Raw genomic sequence first — 18,008 nt, forward strand, 5'->3', positions numbered from 1 at the left:
CTCACTTCGACGCCTCGCGCCGCGTAATGGCGAACTGGAACAGCACGACGAAAACCAGAAAGGCAAGAATACCGCCGCACAAAGCGGTCACCCACAGTTCGATGCGGGTTCGCGCCAGACCCGCGAGCGGATCGTCTTTCAGCGCAATGATGAGGCCGACCAGCCGGCCGCTGAAGTCGACCAGCGGTTCGATCGAAGTGCTATAGTTGCGGCCATCGAGACGCACGGTGCCGATTTCGAGATCGCGCACCGGCGACACACGCTCCTGCTTGAGAAAGCGCGTGAACAGATCGGAGTCGGTCGACACCGCGAGCGCCAGATCGCCGAACCGCGGCAGCTTGTCGTCAATCTTCACGCCGCTCATCGACGGCACGATCACCACGGCGGCGTCGGCATTGGCTGAGGCCTTCACCATTTCGAGGATCGGCTGGATCGCGACGCCGGCCTCGGCTGTGCCGACAAAACGCCCCTCGTAATTGATCACCGCAATACCGCGCATGCCGATGCCGGCGATGCCGATTTCCACACCGGTCTGCGGCTGGCGGCTGCGGTTGGCCGCAACCACCATCGAGCGGAAGGCCGAAATGTCGTCGTCAAACTGCTCCGGGCGGTGCATGCGCAGGAAATAGTGAAGGTCCTCGGAGTGATAGCCGAAGATCTCGATGCCGGCGTTGTTCTTGACGTAGTCGAACACCGGCGCGGACACCCGCCGCAACATATCGCGGTCGCGAGCAGCCATCGCTCGCCCAACCTGGTCGCGGCGGGCCGTTGTCTCCGCCAGCGCCTGCGCCAGCTTGCCGGCCTGGTCGAATGCCGAATCCAGCGCGCCGCTGACCAGCTTCATCTGGGCGATGCGGTCTCGGTGCGCCGTCTCCTGCATCGCGTTGCGCTGAACCGCCATCATTGCGGCGAGCGTCGCCGCCAGAACGGCAGCCATCGCGAGCGAATACCAAATGGAGGCAACGAAAAATCGCGGGCGGACGGCGCCCTGCTCAGACTGTAACGGCACGGAAATTCCAGGAAGACGAATGCGGGAGCAATGCTACGTGCCCGAGGGCCGGGGCGGCGTCAAGAAGCGACGGTGAGCAACGTGACGCCCGACACGCGCGTGAGTTGACGAGCCACTACAACATGCCAGGACGGAAGTAGCGGCGCAGACTTATCGAGCGGCCCGATACCATGAACTGGCCGTCACCGCGATAATGAATGGTCTTGGGATATTTTGGTGCGCGCGGCGCATGCGCTTTCACCACCTCGAAGACGAAGAAATTATAGCGATCGATCAGCCGGCCGTCGTGCAACTTGCATTCAAGACTGGCGTGACACTCGGCAATCAGCGGTGCCTTCACCTCGCTCGCCGCTGCCGCCGTGAGTTTGAATGCCGCAAATTTGTCGGTGTCGACGCCGGAGCAATTGCCGATCTTGGCCACCACCGGCGCAAGATCGAACGTCGGTACATTGATCACGCATTGTCTGGAGCGGCGGATCAGCTCGAACGAATGATTGCCGCTGGCGATGACACAGCCGACCAGCGCGGGCGCGAATTCCATGACCGTATGCCAGCCCATTGTCATGATGTTGCGCTCTGCCTTGTGGGCCGAAGACACCAGCACCACCGGGCCCGGCTCGAGAAAGCGGCGGATCTCCTCCACCGGGAAATCCGTCTTCCGGATTGGCTTCATGGCTGACCTCCTGCACGGCCGTTTGGCGGCGCTTTTCGTTCGTTTAATTCGAACATTTTATGTTATATAATCAATTGGATCGAACATTCGGATCGGCTCATGATCGGCGCATTCCCGCTCGAATTGAACTCCGGAAATGCCCTGATGACCGCCGTTGTCCCTGATTCCGCCATTTCGGCCGCCGCCCGTCTGCGCGCCGGCCTGATCGCCACCCTGCCCGGCCTCGCTTTGACCTTTGCCATTGCCGCCGCAGCCTTCGGCCTGCGGCTGATCCCCGGCATCTCGGTCCTCAGCCCGATGATCCTCGCCATCCTCATCGGCATCGCCTTTCACAACGTCGTCGGCACGCCGGCGCGCGCAAAAGCCGGCATCACCTTCTCTTTGCGCCGCATTTTGCGCTTCGCCATCATCCTGCTCGGCCTGCAACTGACCGCCGCGCAGGTCGCAGAGGTCGGCGCCAGCGGTGTAGCCTTGATCGTCGTAACGCTGGTGGCAACGTTCACGTTCACCAAGTGGTTCGGCGCGCTGATCGGTGTCGATGGCAAGCTTTCCGAACTGATTGCCGCCGGCACCTCGATCTGCGGCGCCTCCGCGGTGATCGCCACCAATACGGTGACCCAGGGGCCCGACGAGGACGTCGCCTATGCGGTCGCTTGCGTCACCGTGTTCGGCTCGATCGCGATGTTTGTGTATCCGCTGCTGCCCGGCCTGTTGCATCTTACGCCGCATGAATACGGCCTGTGGAGCGGCGCCTCGATCCACGAAATCGCGCAGGTGGTCGCCGCCGCCTATCAGGATGGCGAACAGGCCGGATATTTCGGCACCATCGCCAAACTGTCGCGCGTCATCCTGCTGGCGCCGCTGGTCATCGCGCTTGGCGTGATCGCCAGCCGGCGGATGGGCGCGAATACCAGCGCCGGCAAAGCGCCGCCGTTGCCGTGGTTCGTCTTCGGCTTCATCGCCCTGATCATTGTGAACAGTGCGGTCACCATCCCGGCCGCAATGAAGGATATCATCGTGCCGGCCACCGCATTCCTGCTGTCGGTCGCGCTGGCGGCCATGGGACTCGAGACCGACATCGCCAAGCTGAAACGCAAAGGCCTGCGTCCGCTGCTGCTGGGCCTCGCCGCTTCGCTATTCATTTCGGCCCTGAGCCTGATCCTCATCAAACTCGTTTACGCCTAGGACATGAGCGCGACCGCATGAGCATGACGCTGGAACAATTGCGCATCTTCGCTGCGGTCGCCGAGCGCGAACATGTCACACAGGCCGCGCGCGCACTCAACCTCACCCAGTCGGCAGTCAGCGCCGCGGTGAGCGCGCTGGAAGCACGCTACGGCGTCCGACTGTTCGATCGCGTCGGCCGGCGGATCGAGCTCACCGAAAGCGGCCGACTGTTCCTCACCGAGGCGCGCGCGGTGCTGGCGCGCGCCGCCGCGGCCGAGACCGTACTCACCGATCTTGCCGGCCTCAAGCGCGGCTCGCTCAGCCTCGCCGCCAGCCAGACCGTCGCGAGCTACTGGCTGCCGCCTTTGATGGCACGGTATCGCGAAAAATATCCCGGCATCGCCCTCTCCCTCATCGTCGGCAACACCGAAACGGTCGCCGCCATGGTGCGCGAGGGCACGGTCGATCTCGGCTTTGTCGAAGGTGAGATTGACGAGCCGGCGCTGACCGCGATTCCGGTAGCCGACGACCAGCTCATCGTCGTCACTCGTGCCGACAGGGCGATGGAACATCGCCAGCCAAAAAACCGCCAGCCTCTAGGCGCCGTCGATCTCAAGGCCATGCGCTGGGTGTTTCGCGAGCGCGGCTCGGCGACACGGTCAATCTTCGAGGATGCGCTCGCCGTACTCGGCGTCGATCCCGACACTCTCGATATCGTGCTCGAATTGCCGAGCAACGAAGCGGTACGCGCCGCCGTCGAGCACGGCGCTGGCGCCGCAGCCTTGTCGAAGCTGGCCGTCAGCGACGCGCTGGCCTCAGGCGCGCTGACTGCGCTGAACTTTGTCTTGCCCAAGCGGCAGTTCTACGCCGTACGCCACCGCGAGCGCTGGGTCAGCCAGGCCGAACGCGAATTACTCACGATGGCGGCGGACGGCCGCGAAACGCCGCTCCCGCTCGCTTCAAAGCGCAAGAGTCGCTGAGCCTCAGCCGCCAACCTTGGCGTAGTCCTCCGGCTTGAAGCCGACCAGGATCTTGCCGCCACCGATCTCCAGCACCGGACGCTTGATCATCGACGGCTGCGCCAGCATCAGTTTGATGGCCTTGGCTTCGGTGAGCCCTTCCTTGTCTTGCTCGGGCAGCTTCTTGAAAGTGGTGCCGGCCTTGTTGAGCAAGGTCTCCCAGCCGACCTTCTTCGCCCAGGCAGCAAGCTTGTCCTTGTCGATGCCCGCCGTCTTGTAGTCGTGGAAAGCGTAGTCGACGCCCTTTTTGTCGAGAAAGGCGCGCGCCTTCTTCATCGTGTCGCAGTTCTTGATGCCGTAAATGGTGATGGGCATGGTCGGAGCACGCTCTCGATGTCTGCTTTGGTTCTTGACGAAGAGTAGCTTGCACGCGTGCTGGTTGGCCACATCATAAGCGAAGCTGTCAAAAGGAATTTGCGCCCGGGACACGATCTGTAGCGGAGACCCGCGTCGCGCGCCGGAGAAAGAGACGCCCGCGTGCGGCGGGTGTCTCCCTTTGTCGAGCATTGGACGTCAGGCCTTGAAGAACGCCAGCAGGTCCTTGTTGATGACGTCGGCGTGCGTCGTCGCCATGCCGTGCGGGAAACCCTTGTAGGTCTTGAGCTCGCCCTTCTTCAGCAACTTGACCGCAAGCAAGGCCGAGTCGGCGATCGGCACGATCTGGTCGTCTTCGCCATGCATCACCAAGGTCGGCACCTCAATTTTCTTGAGGTCGTCGGTGAAGTCGGTTTCCGAGAAGGCCTTGATACAGTCGTAATGCGCCTTGGCGCCACCCATCATGCCCTGCCGCCACCAGTTGTCGATCACTCCCTGCGACACCACTGCGCCCGGACGGTTGAAGCCGTAGAACGGGCCGGCCGGAACGTCGCGGAAAAATTGCGCGCGGTTGCTCGCGGTCGCGGCGCGGAAACCGTCGAACACTTCGAGCGGCAAGCCGCCCGGATTGGCGGCGGTCTTGAGCATGATCGGCGGCACGGCGCCGAGCAGCGCGGCCTTGGCGACGCGGCCATTGCCGCCGTACTGCGCGACGTAACGCGCGACTTCGCCGCCTCCGGTCGAATGGCCGACATGGATGGCGTTCTTCAGGCCCAGATGCGCGGCCAGCGCGTCGACGTCGGCGGCATAGGTGTCCATTTCATTGCCGGTGTCGGTCTGGCTGGAGCGGCCGTGGCCGCGGCGGTCGTGGGCGATGACGCGATAGCCTTCGCCGAGGAAAAACAGCACCTGGGCGTCCCAGTCGTCGGCGCTCAGCGGCCAACCGTGGTGGAACACGATCGGCTGCGCCGTCTTCGAGCCCCAGTCCTTGTAGAAGATCCGCGCGCCGTCCTTGATGGTTATGAAGCCGCCGCCCGCATTGGTCTCGCTCATAACACTCTCCATTTTTGTTTGGCGATATTCATTATCGCGATATCTTTTTCTAGCGCGCATCGCCGCACCAGTCAAGATAATATTTATCGCGATATCTATTTGCGCGGAGCCACAGACTGTCATACCTTCGTCGCAAGCGGCCGCTCCGCGCCGCGCAAAGGGAACCGCCGGCCGTGCACCGTCCGCTCGACAAACACTTCTGCTTCACGCTTTACGCCACCAGTATGGCGATCACGCGAACCTATAAACCGATGCTCGACGACCTCGGCATCACCTATCCGCAGTATCTGATGCTGACGGCGCTGGCCGAGCAAAACGGAATGACCATCGGCGCCATCGCCGCCCGGCTAGGGCTCGAGTCGAGCACGGTGACACCGCCAGTGAAGCGGCTGGAACAAGCGGGTTTCGTTCAGCGCAAGCGTAGCACTACCGACGAACGGCAGGTGACCGTGCAGCTCACCGTTGCCGGCCGCACGTTGCTCACAAAGTGCCAATGTCTCGGCGATACGCTGATCGAGAATGCGGGCGTCAGCGAAAGCCAACTCGCGAGCCTCAACCGCCAGCTCCAGAAGATTCACCGGACGCTGTGCGACAAGCTCGACGCTGGCTCAAGGCGTTAGCCGGCGTGACGATCAACGCCGAACGAGCCGCAGCCAAGGCCCGGCGTGGAACAGACTCATCAGCGCATACATCACGCCCATGCCTGCGAGGGGCGAACCGCCATATAGCGATGTGCACAGCATGCCGGCTGGTCCGCCGAACGCGCCGGTCCACAATGCCATCAACGCGAAGACCGGCGCGGCTGCGTAACCAAGAGCCCTGACCAGCGCGGGAGCGGCATCGTCGCTCCCGATCCGGTCGCGCAGGATCCGATCCCCGGCCGCGCGGTCCATGGCGTCACCCGCGCGCCAGCGCGCCACAGCACGATGCGGCGTTCGCCGTACCGGACTCGTAACGGTCGTGGTGACGCACCCATGCCATCGTGAACGGCAGGTCGTGCTCGTCACGGCCGTTCGGCGTGAGATCGAGCATCCGGTACGTCCCCATCATCACCTCGACACCGCGGCCATAGGTCGAATAGGTGTGGAAGACGTCGCCCGTCTCATCCTTGAAGAACACGCTGACGCCCGGCAATTCGTCGCGGACAAAAGGTGAGGTCCCGTAATTGTACACCGGCGCACCCTTGGCGACCTCGCCAGGCGTGAAGCTGACGCGGAAGTCGTAGTTGAAGCTGGTGCCGCTCGACGACAGCCACTTGAACTTCCAGCCCATGCGTCGCTTGAAGCGCACGATCTCATCGTAAGGCGCACGCGAGATGGCGACAAAGGTGGTGTCCCGCTGCGCAAGATGAGGAATCATGCCGTCGCTATGATCGGCCATGTAGGAGCAGCTCTTGCAACCCTCCTCCCAGCCCGGCGCCAGCATGAAGTGCTGTACCATAAGCTGGCGGCGGCCTTCGAACAGTTCGGCAAGGCTCTCGTGGCCGTCCCGTCCTTCGAAGACGTAATTCTTCTCGATCTTGACCCAGGGCAATTTTCGTCGCAACTGCGCGACACGATCGCCATGCCGCGTCAGCTCCTTCTCCTCCTCGAGCAGAGCGAGGCGCTGCTTCAACCAGTCTTCGCGCGATGCGACGGTGTGTTCACTCATGATTCTCTCCATTCTCGCCTGCGATCGCGTGTCAGATCGGCAGACGCTTGGCGTATTCGGCCTTGAGTTTGACCCAGCTATCCCAGAACGGGACGGTCTTCAGCCCGCGCATCTTCGCCACCAGGACGTCGAGATGGGCGTGCCAGCCGGGGCCGACCATGGCCATGATGCCGGGATCCGGCATGCGGCGGTGAACGAGCGTCAGCAGCACCTCGTTGCCTTTCGGCGTGAGAGTGAATGTTACCTCGCCGTGCTTGCCGAAGGTGTAAGACAGAATGTGCGGCGGATCGTATTCGAGAAGCTGGCAGACCGCGGTGTGCTGCTCGCCGAAACCTTCGGGCCGCTGGCCCGGCGGATTGGTGAGTTCATCGTTGCGCCAGGTGAGTTCGAATTCGCTACCGGCCTTCTTGGCCATGTCCCCCGAGGCGAGCCACTGACGGCGCAGATCGCTTTTCGTCAGATAGTCCCAGACGCGCTCGATAGGCCCGGGCAATACGCGTTCGATCTTCAGCGTCGCTGGTTCGATCACCTCACCGTAGCTGCCTGAAGTCATGATGTCGGTCATTGACGCGGTCCCTTCTTCTTGATGCTTGGCTTCTTGGTGGCGGAAAGCTTGCGCGCATCGTCAGCACGCAACAGGCTTTCGAGAATGTCGAGGCGGCCGGCCCAGAAGCGCTCGTAGTGTCCGAGCCATTCATGCGCGCTGGCGAGCGGGCCGGGTTCGAGGCGGCACATATGCGTCCTCCCCTTCACTTCGCGGCGGATAAGCCCGGCGCCTTCCAGCACCTTGATGTGCTTGGAAGCGGCCGCGAGCGAGATCGAGAACGGTTCGGCCAGTTGACCGACCGAGCGCTCGCCGGCAGCGAGGTCACGCAGCATCTGCCGGCGCGTGGCATCGCCGAGGGCGTGAAAAACGGTGTCGAGCTGGGGCGTCAATAATTCAACCATGTGGTTGAATATAGACGGTCCGGATAATTAGTCAACCATATGGTTGAATGGTTTTTGCCGCCGTTTCAGGCCATTGATGCCACGACAAAAATGCGTTCGTGTGAGCGATGCCCCGCCTCTCGCCTGAGTTCAGCGCGGCCTATTTTGCCGTCGGCACCACCGGCACGTTGTCGTAACGCGACGTCAGATCGGTAGCGGCAAGCTTGGCCCAGACCTCCCCGGCGTCGTCGGCGAAATCGAACGCGCTGAACTCGGCCGGATCGACCATGCCGGCGGTCGCCAGTTGCTCGAAATTGATGACCGACTTCCAGAACGCGCGATCGACCATGATTGTCGTCACCGGCGGCGCCTTGCGCGTAACGCGCAGATTCAGGATCTCGAACAGTTCGTCCAGCGTGCCGAAGCCGCCGGGAAAAACCACCAGCGCATTGGCACGCATGGCCAGATGCATCTTGCGGATCGAGAAATAGTGAAACTGGAACGTCAGATCCGCCGTCGTGTAGGGGTTGGGCCTCTGCTCGAACGGCAGTTCGATGTTGAATCCAATCGACGGCGCGCCGGCATCGTGCGCGCCGCGGTTCGCCGCTTCCATGATGCCGGGGCCGCCGCCCGTGGCGATGACGTTGTCATGAACCTGGCCGCGCGGCCGCAAGGCGCCGCCCTGCTCCGAGGCGATGCGGGCAAAGGCGCGCGCCTGCTGGTACCAGAACGGATGACGCCCCGGCCCGTCTTCGCGCACGCGCGCCGAGCCGAACACCACGATGGTCGAGCGGATGCGCCAGCGGCCCAGCACCTCCTCCACCGCGTTGAACTCGTTCTGCAGCCGCTCGCCGCGATTGCCGTTGCCCGGCCTGAATTCACCGCAGAGCGGCTCCTCGGGGTCGGTTATCAGCGCGCGCGGCGGATCGTCTGTCACATTCAAAGTCCGTCGAACCAGATCTTCCATTGCGGCACGGCAGTCGCATAGGTGCCGCGATGCGAGGTCGGCCCGGTCGAGACTGCCTGAACCTGTGTATTACCATTGCCGATGGCGTGCTGGTAGGTCGCTGCGAGCTGGCCGAGACCGATCGAGATCGCCTCGTCCGTCTCGCCGTAGTAATTGCGCGTCGGCGACTTGACGATCCAGCGATAGGCGGCGGTCTGCGCCACGAGCTTCCCATACGCCGACTCGGCGAAGAACTGCGGATTGAAATAATCCGGCTTCAGCAATTTACGCAGATCGGTCGGCACGTCGGCGGGATTGAACGGCTCGCGCAGGTAAGCTTTGCGCGCGACGTCGTAGTAGGCGTCGGCGATCAGCGATCGCGCCAGTCCCGGCACGCCATAGTAATTCTCGAACGAAAACGACGACAGGATAAACAGCGAGTTCACCCAGTCGGCGTCGATCTTGCGCGGAAAGCTGAGGAAGCCATTGAGCGCGACGAAGATGTCGACCGGCGCACTGGCCGTGGCCGCGGCATCGACCTTCACACCGGCCGCTTCCAGCTTCTCCAGGAATGCCATGGTGACGAAGCCGCCTTGCGACCAGCCGGCAATGAACAGCTTCGGGCTCTCCAGCTTCATGTGGGCCAGCACGGCACGGCTGGCGATCAGCATGTCATAGGACGCCTGCTGGTGGCTGGCCTTGACCATGTAGCCTTCCGGCTCTTTCGATGCGCCCATGCCGAAATAGTCGGCGCCGATGACGATGTAGCCCTGGCCACCGAACTGCGCGAGCATCAGCTGCGTCTCCGGCGATTGATCCGGATAAGACGGTACTTGCGTCTTTTCGTAGACCGTTCCGTGCTGATACGAGACCAACGGGAACGACGTACCTGCGATATCGGGAATGGCGATGAGCCCGGTCGCCACGATCGGCTTGTTGCCGCGCTCCGGCACCACGGAATTATAAGTCACACGGTACAGTTTCACCGCGTTCTTCGCCGCGCTGTATTTGACGGTGACGCCGAAAAACTTAGGCGTGTCCTCGGTCAGCACCTTGTTGAGTTTGTCGGCATCCCAGCGGCCGATAAATTCATAGGTCACCCCCGCGGCGACCTGAATGGCACCACTGCCCTGCGCTGCCGCAGGCTGGGCTGCCAAACCCAGCGCAAATATGACAATGGCCAGCAATCGACGTGCAAAGGGCATCGGGACCTCCGAGGACAACATGACGCGACGCTCGCTCAAACCGCTTAAGTTTCGCTGAAGACCGCGCGCGATCTTTCCGTCAGCCAGACGCGAATTTCACATGGCCATGGTCGTCAATCGGCCACGCCGGATTCCACGCGATCTCCCAAGCGTGCGTGTCGGGGTCGGCAATATAGCCGCGAAAGCCGCCATGCGCCGGTTCGTCAGGCAGCCGCAGCAGATTGCCGCCAGCCGCGGCCAGGCGCTCGATCAACGGCGCCACCTGCTCCTTTTCGCGGACATTGTGCGCGAGGGCGAAGGCGCCGGGTCGCAGCAGGTTGCCGCGGGCCATGTCATTCGCAAGCGCCGCCGTGAGCCAGGTCGCCAGCACCAAACCATTCATCTGATAGAAGATCACCTCATCGTTCTCGAAGACCGGCGTCCAGCCAAAGCCTTCGGTGTAGAACCGCCGCGAGCGAGCCAGCTCGGCGACTCCCAAGGTGATCACTGCGATCTGTTGCATTCGACAAATCTCCTTCTGCACGCATTGCAGACAGCGACGCCATTCGCGCCGCAAATCAAGACTTCGCACGACCTCAATTGAAGGATTGCGAGGAAATTTCCCTCAATCCCTCGACGCCGCCGCCTGAAAAATCGTCCAACCGGCCGCACGGCCGCCGCTCCGGAAACAGCGCCGATCGCAACACCGGAGGTGTCGAATATATGGCGGCGCCCCCCGGTGCCGCTCGATAATGCCGGAGATTAAAACCGGATTCGCGAAGCGCTTCCAGCAATCCTTGATGCCCCATCAAATCTTGACCGACATCAGCCAGTAGACCGGCCGATCCCGCGCCGGCGCGCCGCGAACTTGACTGTATTGGACGCTTGTCCTATTAATTAGGACAAGCGTATGAATCGTCACGGGGCTTCCGCCGAACATGACCGCCCTCACAACCCGCGAGCAAATCGTCACGACCGCCGACCGTCTGTTCTATGAGAACGGTTACGAACACACGTCGTTTGCCGACATTGCAGCAGCCGTAAATATCTCGCGCGGCAATTTCTATTATCACTTCAAGGCAAAGGACGAGATACTGACCGCTGTCATTGCCGCTCGACTCGCTCATACGAAGACGATGATCGAGGGTTGGGAGCGCGAAGCGCCCAATCCCGAGGCACGCATTCGCCGCTTCATGCACATGATGATCGCGAACCGCGCCGCTATCAAACGTTACGGCTGCCCGGTCGGCACGCTCGTGACCGAGATGGCCAAGCTCGACCACGTCGCACGTGAGGACGCCAACAAGCTATTCGGTCTCTTCCGCGCCTGGCTCGGAACGCAATTCCGCGCCCTCGGTTGCGGCGCAGACGCCGACCGGCTCGCGATGCATCTGCTGGCGCGCAGTCAGGGCGTCGCCACGCTTGCCAATGCATTTGGCGACGACCGCTTCATCCGCCGGGAAGTTGCCCTGATGGAAGAATGGCTGACCGCGGCCGTCGCCCATGCAACGCCCAGACCCGACAACCGCCGAAGACAACACTAGCATCGTCAAAAGAGGATCGGATGTTCATTGTACTGCTCAAATTTTCGGATAACAAAGCAAAAGCCGGTCAGTTCATGGACGGCCACAAGGCCTGGCTGAAACGCGGCTTCGACGACGGCATTTTTCTGATGTCCGGCAGCCTCAAGCCGCAACTCGGCGGCGGCATCATGGCGCACAACACGTCACGCGAAGCCCTTGAGGCCCGGGTTAACGACGATCCATTCGTCACCCACGGCATTGTCGTGCCCGAGATCATTGAAATCGAGCCTTCCCAGCGCCAACCCCAGCTTGAGGGCTTGTTCGGCTAGGTCCGCAACTCATATACCGACGACATCAGGAGATCAGGAACATGACCGAGACGAACGATTACACGCCGCCCAAGGTTTGGGTGAACAAGCCCTCAGGCGGCCAGTTCGCCAACATCAACCGTCCCGTTTCGGGGCCGACTCATGAAAAAGAACTGCCGGTCGGCAAACATCCGCTGCAACTTTATTCTCTGGCCACGCCTAACGGCCAGAAGGTGACGATCATGCTCGAGGAATTGCTTGCCCTCGGGCACAAGGGCGCGGAATACGACGCCTGGCTGATCAAGATCGGCGACGGCGAGCAGTTCGGCTCCGGTTTCGTTGCCGTCAATCCGAATTCGAAGATCCCGGCCTTGATGGATCGCAGCGGCGCAAAGCCGATCCGCGTCTTCGAATCCGGCGCCATCCTCACTTATCTCGCCGAAAAGTTCGGTGCCCTGCTGCCGACCGATCCGGCCGCGCGCGCCGAATGCTTCTCCTGGCTGTTCTGGCAAATGGGCAGCGCGCCCTATCTCGGCGGCGGCTTCGGTCACTTCTATGCCTATGCGCCGACCAAGATCGAATACGCGATCGATCGCTTCGCGATGGAGACCAAGCGCCAGCTCGACGTGCTCGACAAGCGTCTCGCCGACAACGAGTACATCGCCGGGCCCGACTATACGATCGCCGACATCGCCATCTTCCCATGGTACGGCGGACTCGTGAAAGGCTGGCTCTATGGCGACTCCGCCACCTTCCTGAGCGCCCACGAATACAAAAACGTGCTGCGCTGGGCCGAGCAGCTCGCGAAGCGGCCCGCCGTCAATCGCGGCCGTATCGTCAACCGCATCTCCGGCGATCCCAAGAGCCAGCTCCACGAACGCCATGACGCCGGCGACTTCGACACGAAGACGCAGGACAAAATCGTAAAGGCATAAGCGCCGATAGAAGGCCGCCGCGCTTTCCTCGCGCGGCGGCCCCTCTACATCTCGAATTCGAATTTCAGGCTCGGCGCCGAGCGTCCCGCCGGGCCGTGCCCGATGCCCGCCTAGGCATCGGGGATCTGCTCGCGCATCAGCCGCTTGATCGCAAGCAGCATCAAAACGGCGCCGCTGCCGAGAACGGCTGACATCACCACCGCGCCCGCGGGACTGGTACGATCCATCATCACCGCGAAGGCAACTATGCACCCGCCTCTTTGACCGACGCCGCAGAGCGCCGCGTCTTGATGAGACTCCAGATGATGCCGGCAGCGATGATCGCAAAGGTAACGCCGAGCGACAGCGCCGCGGGGACCTTCTCGAGGCCCAGCAGATCGGCGACAAAGATCTTGCCACCGATGAAGAGCAACACAACCGCCAGCGCCGGCTTCAGGTAAGTGAAGCGGTGGATCATCGCGGCGAGCGCGAAATACAACGCACGCAGGCCGAGGATGGCGAAGATGTTGGAGGTGTAGACGATGAACGGGTCCGTGGTGATGGCGAAGATCGCCGGCACCGAATCCACCGCGAAGATCACGTCGGCGATCTCGACCATGACCAGCGCCATAAACAACGGCGTGATGTAGCGAACCATCTTGCCGGTCTGCGGATCGAGCTTCCTGACGAAGAAATTCGGCCCGTGATGCTCGTCCGTGACCTTGAAGCGCTGCCGAAGGAAGCCAATCACGGGATTGTTGCCGATTTCGGGCTCCTTGTCGCCCATCCACAGCATCTTGATGCCGGTCAGGATCAGGAAGGCAGCGAAGATATAGAGCACCCAACCGAACTGCGAGACCAGCGCCGCGCCTAATCCGATCATGATGGCGCGCAGCACGATCACGCCGAGAATGCCCCAGAACAACACCCTGTGCTGATACTTCCTCGGCACCGCGAAGAACGAGAAGATCAGCGCGATGACGAAGACATTGTCGAGCGCCAAAGTCTTTTCGACGACGAAGCCGGTCAGGTAGTTCATGCCAGGTTCGGCGCCGAGTTGCCACCAGACCCAGCCACCAAAGGCGAGGCCAAGGCCTATATAGCCCGCCGACAGGACCAGGCTCTCGCGCGCCTCGATCTCGCGATGGTCGCGGTGAAGAACGCCGAGGTCGAACACAAGCAAGGCGATGACGACGGCGATAAAGCCAAGCCACATCCAGACCGGCGTGCCCAGCCAGTCGGCGAACAGAAACGACAAGTCCACGAAGGTCTCCAACCGGCCCGATTTCCGAACCTGACGTCCGACATCGCGAGAGGACCGGTGTCTCTCGCCAGAGGGGCCCGGACAGTGAGCGGGGCCGCCGCAGCTGGCCTGAGGGGCAATGGCCACGGCTTCATCGAGAGGAACTTAGGGCGGACCCGTTGATAGTTCAAATTGATTATGGCAATACTTGTATTAGCTTTTAGCTATCGGACCAGATGCCCTTCCGCCCTACCCTTCGCCAGCTGGAATATGTGGTCGCACTGGCCGAATACGCCCATTTCGGCAAGGCCGCCCGCCGTTGCCACGCCTCACAGCCGACCCTTTCGGTGCAGATCGGGCTGGTCGAGGAAGGTCTGGGCGTCCAGCTGTTCGAGCGCACGCCGACCTCCGTACTGATAACGCCTGCCGGGGAAAAGGTCGTTCACGGCGCCCGCCTGACGCTCGCCGCCATGAACGACCTCTTGGATTCGGTGGCGAGCGATACGCGCGCGCTGGGCGGCGCGGTGCGGCTTGGCACGCCGCCGAGCTTCGGCCCCTACTTCCTCCCGACTTTCCTGCCACCGATCCATCGCACCTATCCCGATCTCAAGATCTACATCGCCGAGGACCGCCCAGCCGCGATCGAGGCATCGGTCGCCGAAGGCCTGCTCGATTGCGGTATCGGGCCGGGGTGCGAACGGCCGGGACTTGCGTTCATGCGCATCGGCACCGAGCGGTTCTTTCTCGGCGTGCCCGCCGACCACCGTCTCGCGTCGAAATCGGCCGCGCACGTTTCCGACCTCAAGGGCGAACGTCTGCTGGCGCTGGGCAGCGGCAACCGGCTTCTGGACAATGTTCGCCATCTGGCGGAAGCCAGCGGCGCGATCGTCGTCGACGACTATGAAGGCACCAGCCTCGACGCCATCAGGCAAATGGTGTCGATCGGCATGGGCTGCTCGCTGTTCCCCGAACTCTACGCACGCGCCGAGTTTCGCCATGCGGAAGACGTGCGGCTGCTCGAGATCGAGGATTGGCGGGAGACTCGCGCCGTCGGTCTCTATTTTCGCGATACCAGCGGGCGCAAGCGCCATTTCGAGGAACTTGCGGCCGAGGCACGCCGCGCCGCGGCGAAGCTCGGGATCAGCGCGGCGACAAAGTGACGGCGCCAAGCCGCGTCCAATGTCTGTCCGCTAGACGTCAGGCGAAGGCTCGCTCATCAGCCGCTTGATCGCAAGCAGCATCAAAACGGCGCCGCTGCCGAGAACGGCTGACATCACCACCGCGCCCGCGGGACTGGTACGATCCATCATCACCGCGAAGGCGAACGGCGCCGCCGATCCGACAATCAGGCGTACCGACGTAATCTGGCCCTGAAGCGTGCCGTAGCCACGCCGACCGAACAGCTCCAGCGGCAAAGTACCGCCGACGATGCTGTAAAGACCGCTGCCCATGCCGAAGAGAATTGCGAACAGCACAGCTCCTACCAATGACGGCGCACTGGCCGACAACACGATCAACGCGCCCGGCAGAAGCGCAGCCGAGATGATTGCCAAAGTGAGCTGGGAGATCCCCTTTCCGAACACCATGTTGATGAAGCGGCTCGCCACCTGCGACGGCCCGAACACGGTGCTGACCACGACACCGGCAAGCCCAAGCCCCAGCGCCTGCAGCATCGGCAACATGTGAACCAGAATGGCAGAACTGATGAAGCTCTCGAAGGCGAAGGCCCCCGCCGTCAGCACAAGGCCTTTGCGCCGCGCCGCCGGCAGCAGCAGGCCGTCGGCCGATTGTATCGCGCCGGACGCTTCCGCCCTGACCTCCTCTTCCTTCGGTGAAGCGTCCGCGACCGGTCGCGACAGCCATGCGTGGATCGGCAGGCACAGTATCAGATGCGAAGCGGCAAAGATGAGATAGACCTGCTGCCACGTCAGCACGTGGTGAAGCCACGTCGTCAGCGGCCAGAACATCGTCGAGGCAAAGCCGGCTATGAGCGTCAGATAGACGATGCTGCGCTGGGCCCTGTCGTGATGGCGCTGCACCAGAAGCGAGAATGCCGCGCCATATTGCACCAGCGTCGAGGCGATCTCGATCGCGAACAGCGCCGGCACGAAAGCGGCTCCGGACGGCGCCAGCGCACAGCCAACCAGCGCCAGCGCTGCAACCAGCGATCCGCCGGCCATGACTCTCCCGGCGCCGAAGCGGTCGATCGCCCGTCCAGTCAGCGGCGCGACCAGCCCGCCGATCAGCAAGGCGCCGGAAAAAGCGCCGAACATCCATTCGGACGACCAGCCGAAGTCCCGCGAAATTGACGGCTCGAGAATACTGAAGCTGTAATAAAGCGTGCCGTAGCCGATGATCTGGGTGACACCCAGAGCGGCGATCTCAGCCCAGAGCCGCATTCACGTCGCCCCAATCAGGTGGTCTCGATTGCAGCGCGTCGCGCGGCTGTGATGGTACGCGAGCGGCGTTCTACAGCCTTCGTTGGCGATCCTCAAGGGATCGCGCCCGCGACGGCCGCATCGTCAACCGCTTCTCCAGCGATCCAAAAAGCCAGCCCCCCGCGCTTTCCTCGCGCGGCGGCCTCTTTCTACATCTCGAACTCGAACTTCACGCTCGGCGCCGAGCGTTTCGCCGGGCCGTGATAGACGGCCTCAATATTATTGCCGGCGGGATCGAGCACGAAAGCAGCGTAGTAGCCGGGATGATACTTGCGTTTGCCCGGCGCGCCGTTGTCCTTGCCGCCTGCGGCGAGCGCGGCTTTGTAGAATGCCTCGACCGTCGCCTCATCTTTGGCCTGAAAGGCGAGATGATGCCGCCCGGTCGTCTTGCCGAGCGCGGCCTCACTGCCCGGCGTCGAGACGAACAATTCATCGGCCCAGAAATAATCGTCGGCACTTCCGCCCAGCGGAATGTCCAGCACCTTGAACACCGCTTCGTAGAAACGGCGCGCCGCGGCAAGATCGTCGACCACGAGCTGGATGTGATCGATCAGGCGGCCGCGGTGAATTTCCATGGTTTCCATGACGAGCTCCCTATGCCGATTAAACGGCGCCCGTCCTGCCATGTTCCCACGGCGGCGCGAAGCGAGCCCGTTGCCGCAGGCGCGGAACCATCAGGCAAAACGTTTGGCCCCCGCCACGCACAGAACGACGATGGCCGTCGAGGCGATCATGCTCCATGCCACCGCCTCATGCAGCAGCAGCGCCGCCAGCATCAGGCCGAAGAAGGGCTGCAGCAATTGCAACTGTCCCACTGCGGCGATACCGCCCCGTGCCAGCCCGCGATACCAGAAGATGAAGCCGACCAGCATGCTGAAGACCGACACATAGCCCAGCGCCAGCCACGCCGGTACGCCGACGCCGCCCCATGTCTCCGGCATCGTGGCAAATGCGATCGCGGCCATCGCCGGCAGCGACATCAGAAGCGCCCAGGAAATCACCTGCCAGCCGCCGAGCCGGCGCGACAAGGTCGCGCCTTCGGCATAGCCGAGCCCGCACAATAAAATCGCGGCCACCATCAAAAAGTCGCCCGCTACCGACGCCCCGTCGCTGTTGCGCAGCGCGAAGCCGGCAACCACGGCAGCGCCAAGGACCGAGAACAGCCAGAACGCCGGCTTCGGCCGCTCGCCGCCGCGCACTACGCCGAACATCGCGGTCGCGAGCGGCAAGAGGCCAACGTAAACGATGGAATGCGCCGCGGTGATGTGCTGCAGCGCCAGTGCGGTACACAGCGGAAAGCCGACCACCACGCCAATGGCGACGATGAAGAGCGGGACGATGTCGGCGCGCGCGGGGCGCGCCTGGCGCAAGCCGTAGAGGAAAGCAGCGCCAAGTGCGGCTGCGATGGCGGCGCGCGCCGACGTCAGGAACATCGGCGAGAATGCGGCGACGCCGACGCGCGTGGCCGGCAACGAGCCGCTGAAAATAATGACGCCGAGCAGGCCGCTGCCCCATCCTGCCATCGAGCCTTGCATCTGAACCTCCGTCTGTGGCGGCTGACTATCCGGCCTGGGCTGGCGCGGCCAGCCACAGTTCAGTACAATTTCAACAATCCGTACTGGTCCATATAGCCATACAC

At 62.7% G+C, this 18,008-nt stretch carries 22 protein-coding genes; 7 read left to right on the forward strand and 15 right to left on the reverse strand.

Features of this window, described 5'->3' with window-relative positions; genetic code table 11:
* Position 1 precedes the first annotated feature (1 nt).
* Both DXH78_RS14700 and DXH78_RS14705 read right to left on the reverse strand, forming a co-directional pair.
* The gene (locus DXH78_RS14700; protein ID WP_115517990.1) at positions 2-937 is read right to left on the reverse strand and encodes a cache domain-containing protein; all 936 of its coding nucleotides are present in this window, start codon (positions 935-937) and stop codon (positions 2-4) included.
* A gap of 187 nt (positions 938-1,124) precedes the next feature.
* Positions 1,125-1,682 (reverse strand): flavin reductase family protein, encoded by a 558-nt coding sequence (locus tag DXH78_RS14705; RefSeq protein ID WP_115517991.1) that lies wholly within the window; start codon positions 1,680-1,682, stop codon positions 1,125-1,127.
* Positions 1,683-1,781: 99 nt separating this feature from the next.
* Here DXH78_RS14705 and DXH78_RS14710 point away from each other — a divergent pair, with 99 nt between their 5' ends.
* Together DXH78_RS14710 and DXH78_RS14715 are read left to right on the forward strand one after the other, a co-directional pair.
* Positions 1,782-2,867 (forward strand): YeiH family protein, encoded by a 1,086-nt coding sequence (locus DXH78_RS14710; protein ID WP_430727499.1) that lies wholly within the window; start codon positions 1,782-1,784, stop codon positions 2,865-2,867.
* Between the two features lie 23 nt (positions 2,868-2,890).
* Positions 2,891-3,829: a LysR family transcriptional regulator gene (locus DXH78_RS14715; protein WP_115518501.1), complete on the forward strand. Its 939-nt coding sequence runs from the start codon at positions 2,891-2,893 to the stop codon at positions 3,827-3,829.
* A 3-nt stretch (positions 3,830-3,832) separates the two neighbouring features.
* Here the strand turns inward: DXH78_RS14715 and DXH78_RS14720 are convergent, their stop codons facing one another.
* Both DXH78_RS14720 and DXH78_RS14725 read right to left on the reverse strand, forming a co-directional pair.
* A complete protein-coding gene (locus DXH78_RS14720) occupies positions 3,833-4,183 on the reverse strand; it encodes an ArsC family reductase (RefSeq protein WP_115517992.1) in 351 nt (116 codons plus the stop codon).
* 198 nt (positions 4,184-4,381) lie between these two features.
* Positions 4,382-5,236 carry an alpha/beta fold hydrolase gene (locus DXH78_RS14725; protein WP_245416884.1) on the reverse strand — a complete coding sequence of 285 codons (855 nt, stop codon included), beginning with the start codon at positions 5,234-5,236 and terminating at the stop codon, positions 4,382-4,384.
* A 173-nt stretch (positions 5,237-5,409) separates the two neighbouring features.
* Between DXH78_RS14725 and DXH78_RS14730 the strand changes: the two genes are divergently transcribed.
* Positions 5,410-5,856, forward strand: a complete 447-nt coding sequence (locus tag DXH78_RS14730; RefSeq protein ID WP_168192846.1) for a MarR family winged helix-turn-helix transcriptional regulator — start codon at positions 5,410-5,412, stop codon at positions 5,854-5,856.
* A gap of 12 nt (positions 5,857-5,868) precedes the next feature.
* Here DXH78_RS14730 and DXH78_RS14735 read toward each other — a convergent pair whose 3' ends face one another.
* The 7 genes from DXH78_RS14735 to DXH78_RS14765 form a co-directional block, all read right to left on the reverse strand.
* Positions 5,869-6,129, reverse strand: coding sequence for a hypothetical protein (locus DXH78_RS14735; RefSeq protein ID WP_245416885.1), 261 nt, complete (start codon positions 6,127-6,129; stop codon positions 5,869-5,871).
* 4 nt (positions 6,130-6,133) lie between these two features.
* Positions 6,134-6,886 carry a DUF899 domain-containing protein gene (locus tag DXH78_RS14740; protein WP_115517995.1) on the reverse strand — a complete coding sequence of 251 codons (753 nt, stop codon included), beginning with the start codon at positions 6,884-6,886 and terminating at the stop codon, positions 6,134-6,136.
* A gap of 31 nt (positions 6,887-6,917) precedes the next feature.
* Positions 6,918-7,451, reverse strand: a complete 534-nt coding sequence (locus DXH78_RS14745) for an SRPBCC family protein (protein WP_115517996.1) — start codon at positions 7,449-7,451, stop codon at positions 6,918-6,920.
* Complete coding sequence (locus tag DXH78_RS14750) at positions 7,448-7,834, reverse strand: ArsR/SmtB family transcription factor (protein ID WP_115517997.1); 387 nt, start codon at positions 7,832-7,834, stop codon at positions 7,448-7,450. Before DXH78_RS14750 ends, DXH78_RS14745 begins: the two co-directional genes overlap by 4 nt.
* Before the next feature lie 139 nt (positions 7,835-7,973).
* Positions 7,974-8,750 carry an LOG family protein gene (locus tag DXH78_RS14755; RefSeq protein WP_245416886.1) on the reverse strand — a complete coding sequence of 259 codons (777 nt, stop codon included), beginning with the start codon at positions 8,748-8,750 and terminating at the stop codon, positions 7,974-7,976.
* 2 nt (positions 8,751-8,752) lie between these two features.
* Positions 8,753-9,964, reverse strand: coding sequence for an alpha/beta hydrolase family protein (locus DXH78_RS14760; protein WP_115518503.1), 1,212 nt, complete (start codon positions 9,962-9,964; stop codon positions 8,753-8,755).
* A 79-nt stretch (positions 9,965-10,043) separates the two neighbouring features.
* The gene (locus tag DXH78_RS14765; RefSeq protein ID WP_115517999.1) at positions 10,044-10,466 is read right to left on the reverse strand and encodes a VOC family protein; all 423 of its coding nucleotides are present in this window, start codon (positions 10,464-10,466) and stop codon (positions 10,044-10,046) included.
* 415 nt (positions 10,467-10,881) lie between these two features.
* Here DXH78_RS14765 and DXH78_RS14770 point away from each other — a divergent pair, with 415 nt between their 5' ends.
* From DXH78_RS14770 to yghU, 3 genes are read left to right on the forward strand one after another with little or no spacing between them, the layout of a single operon-like run.
* On the forward strand, positions 10,882-11,487 hold the full coding sequence (locus DXH78_RS14770; RefSeq protein WP_115518000.1) for a TetR/AcrR family transcriptional regulator: 606 nt from the start codon (positions 10,882-10,884) through the stop codon (positions 11,485-11,487).
* A gap of 20 nt (positions 11,488-11,507) precedes the next feature.
* The gene (locus DXH78_RS14775; RefSeq protein WP_115518001.1) at positions 11,508-11,795 is read left to right on the forward strand and encodes a YciI family protein; all 288 of its coding nucleotides are present in this window, start codon (positions 11,508-11,510) and stop codon (positions 11,793-11,795) included.
* Positions 11,796-11,836: 41 nt separating this feature from the next.
* Positions 11,837-12,709, forward strand: coding sequence for a glutathione-dependent disulfide-bond oxidoreductase (gene yghU / locus DXH78_RS14780; protein WP_115518002.1), 873 nt, complete (start codon positions 11,837-11,839; stop codon positions 12,707-12,709).
* Positions 12,710-12,953: 244 nt separating this feature from the next.
* Here yghU and DXH78_RS14785 read toward each other — a convergent pair whose 3' ends face one another.
* Positions 12,954-13,952, reverse strand: coding sequence for a TerC family protein (locus DXH78_RS14785; RefSeq protein ID WP_115518504.1), 999 nt, complete (start codon positions 13,950-13,952; stop codon positions 12,954-12,956).
* 215 nt (positions 13,953-14,167) lie between these two features.
* Between DXH78_RS14785 and DXH78_RS14790 the strand changes: the two genes are divergently transcribed.
* Positions 14,168-15,091, forward strand: coding sequence for a LysR substrate-binding domain-containing protein (locus tag DXH78_RS14790; protein WP_115518003.1), 924 nt, complete (start codon positions 14,168-14,170; stop codon positions 15,089-15,091).
* Positions 15,092-15,121: 30 nt separating this feature from the next.
* Here the strand turns inward: DXH78_RS14790 and arsK are convergent, their stop codons facing one another.
* The 3 genes from arsK to DXH78_RS14805 all read right to left on the reverse strand — a co-directional run bounded on the left by arsK (position 15,122) and on the right by DXH78_RS14805 (position 17,904).
* Complete coding sequence (arsK, locus tag DXH78_RS14795; RefSeq protein ID WP_115518004.1) at positions 15,122-16,330, reverse strand: arsenite efflux MFS transporter ArsK; 1,209 nt, start codon at positions 16,328-16,330, stop codon at positions 15,122-15,124.
* Between the two features lie 188 nt (positions 16,331-16,518).
* The gene (locus tag DXH78_RS14800; protein WP_115518005.1) at positions 16,519-16,953 is read right to left on the reverse strand and encodes a VOC family protein; all 435 of its coding nucleotides are present in this window, start codon (positions 16,951-16,953) and stop codon (positions 16,519-16,521) included.
* Between the two features lie 90 nt (positions 16,954-17,043).
* Positions 17,044-17,904, reverse strand: a complete 861-nt coding sequence (locus DXH78_RS14805) for a DMT family transporter (protein ID WP_115518006.1) — start codon at positions 17,902-17,904, stop codon at positions 17,044-17,046.
* Positions 17,905-18,008: the final 104 nt, after the last annotated feature.

The sequence above is a fragment of the Undibacter mobilis genome (assembly GCF_003367195.1).
GTDB lineage: Bacteria > Pseudomonadota > Alphaproteobacteria > Rhizobiales > Xanthobacteraceae > Pseudolabrys > Pseudolabrys mobilis.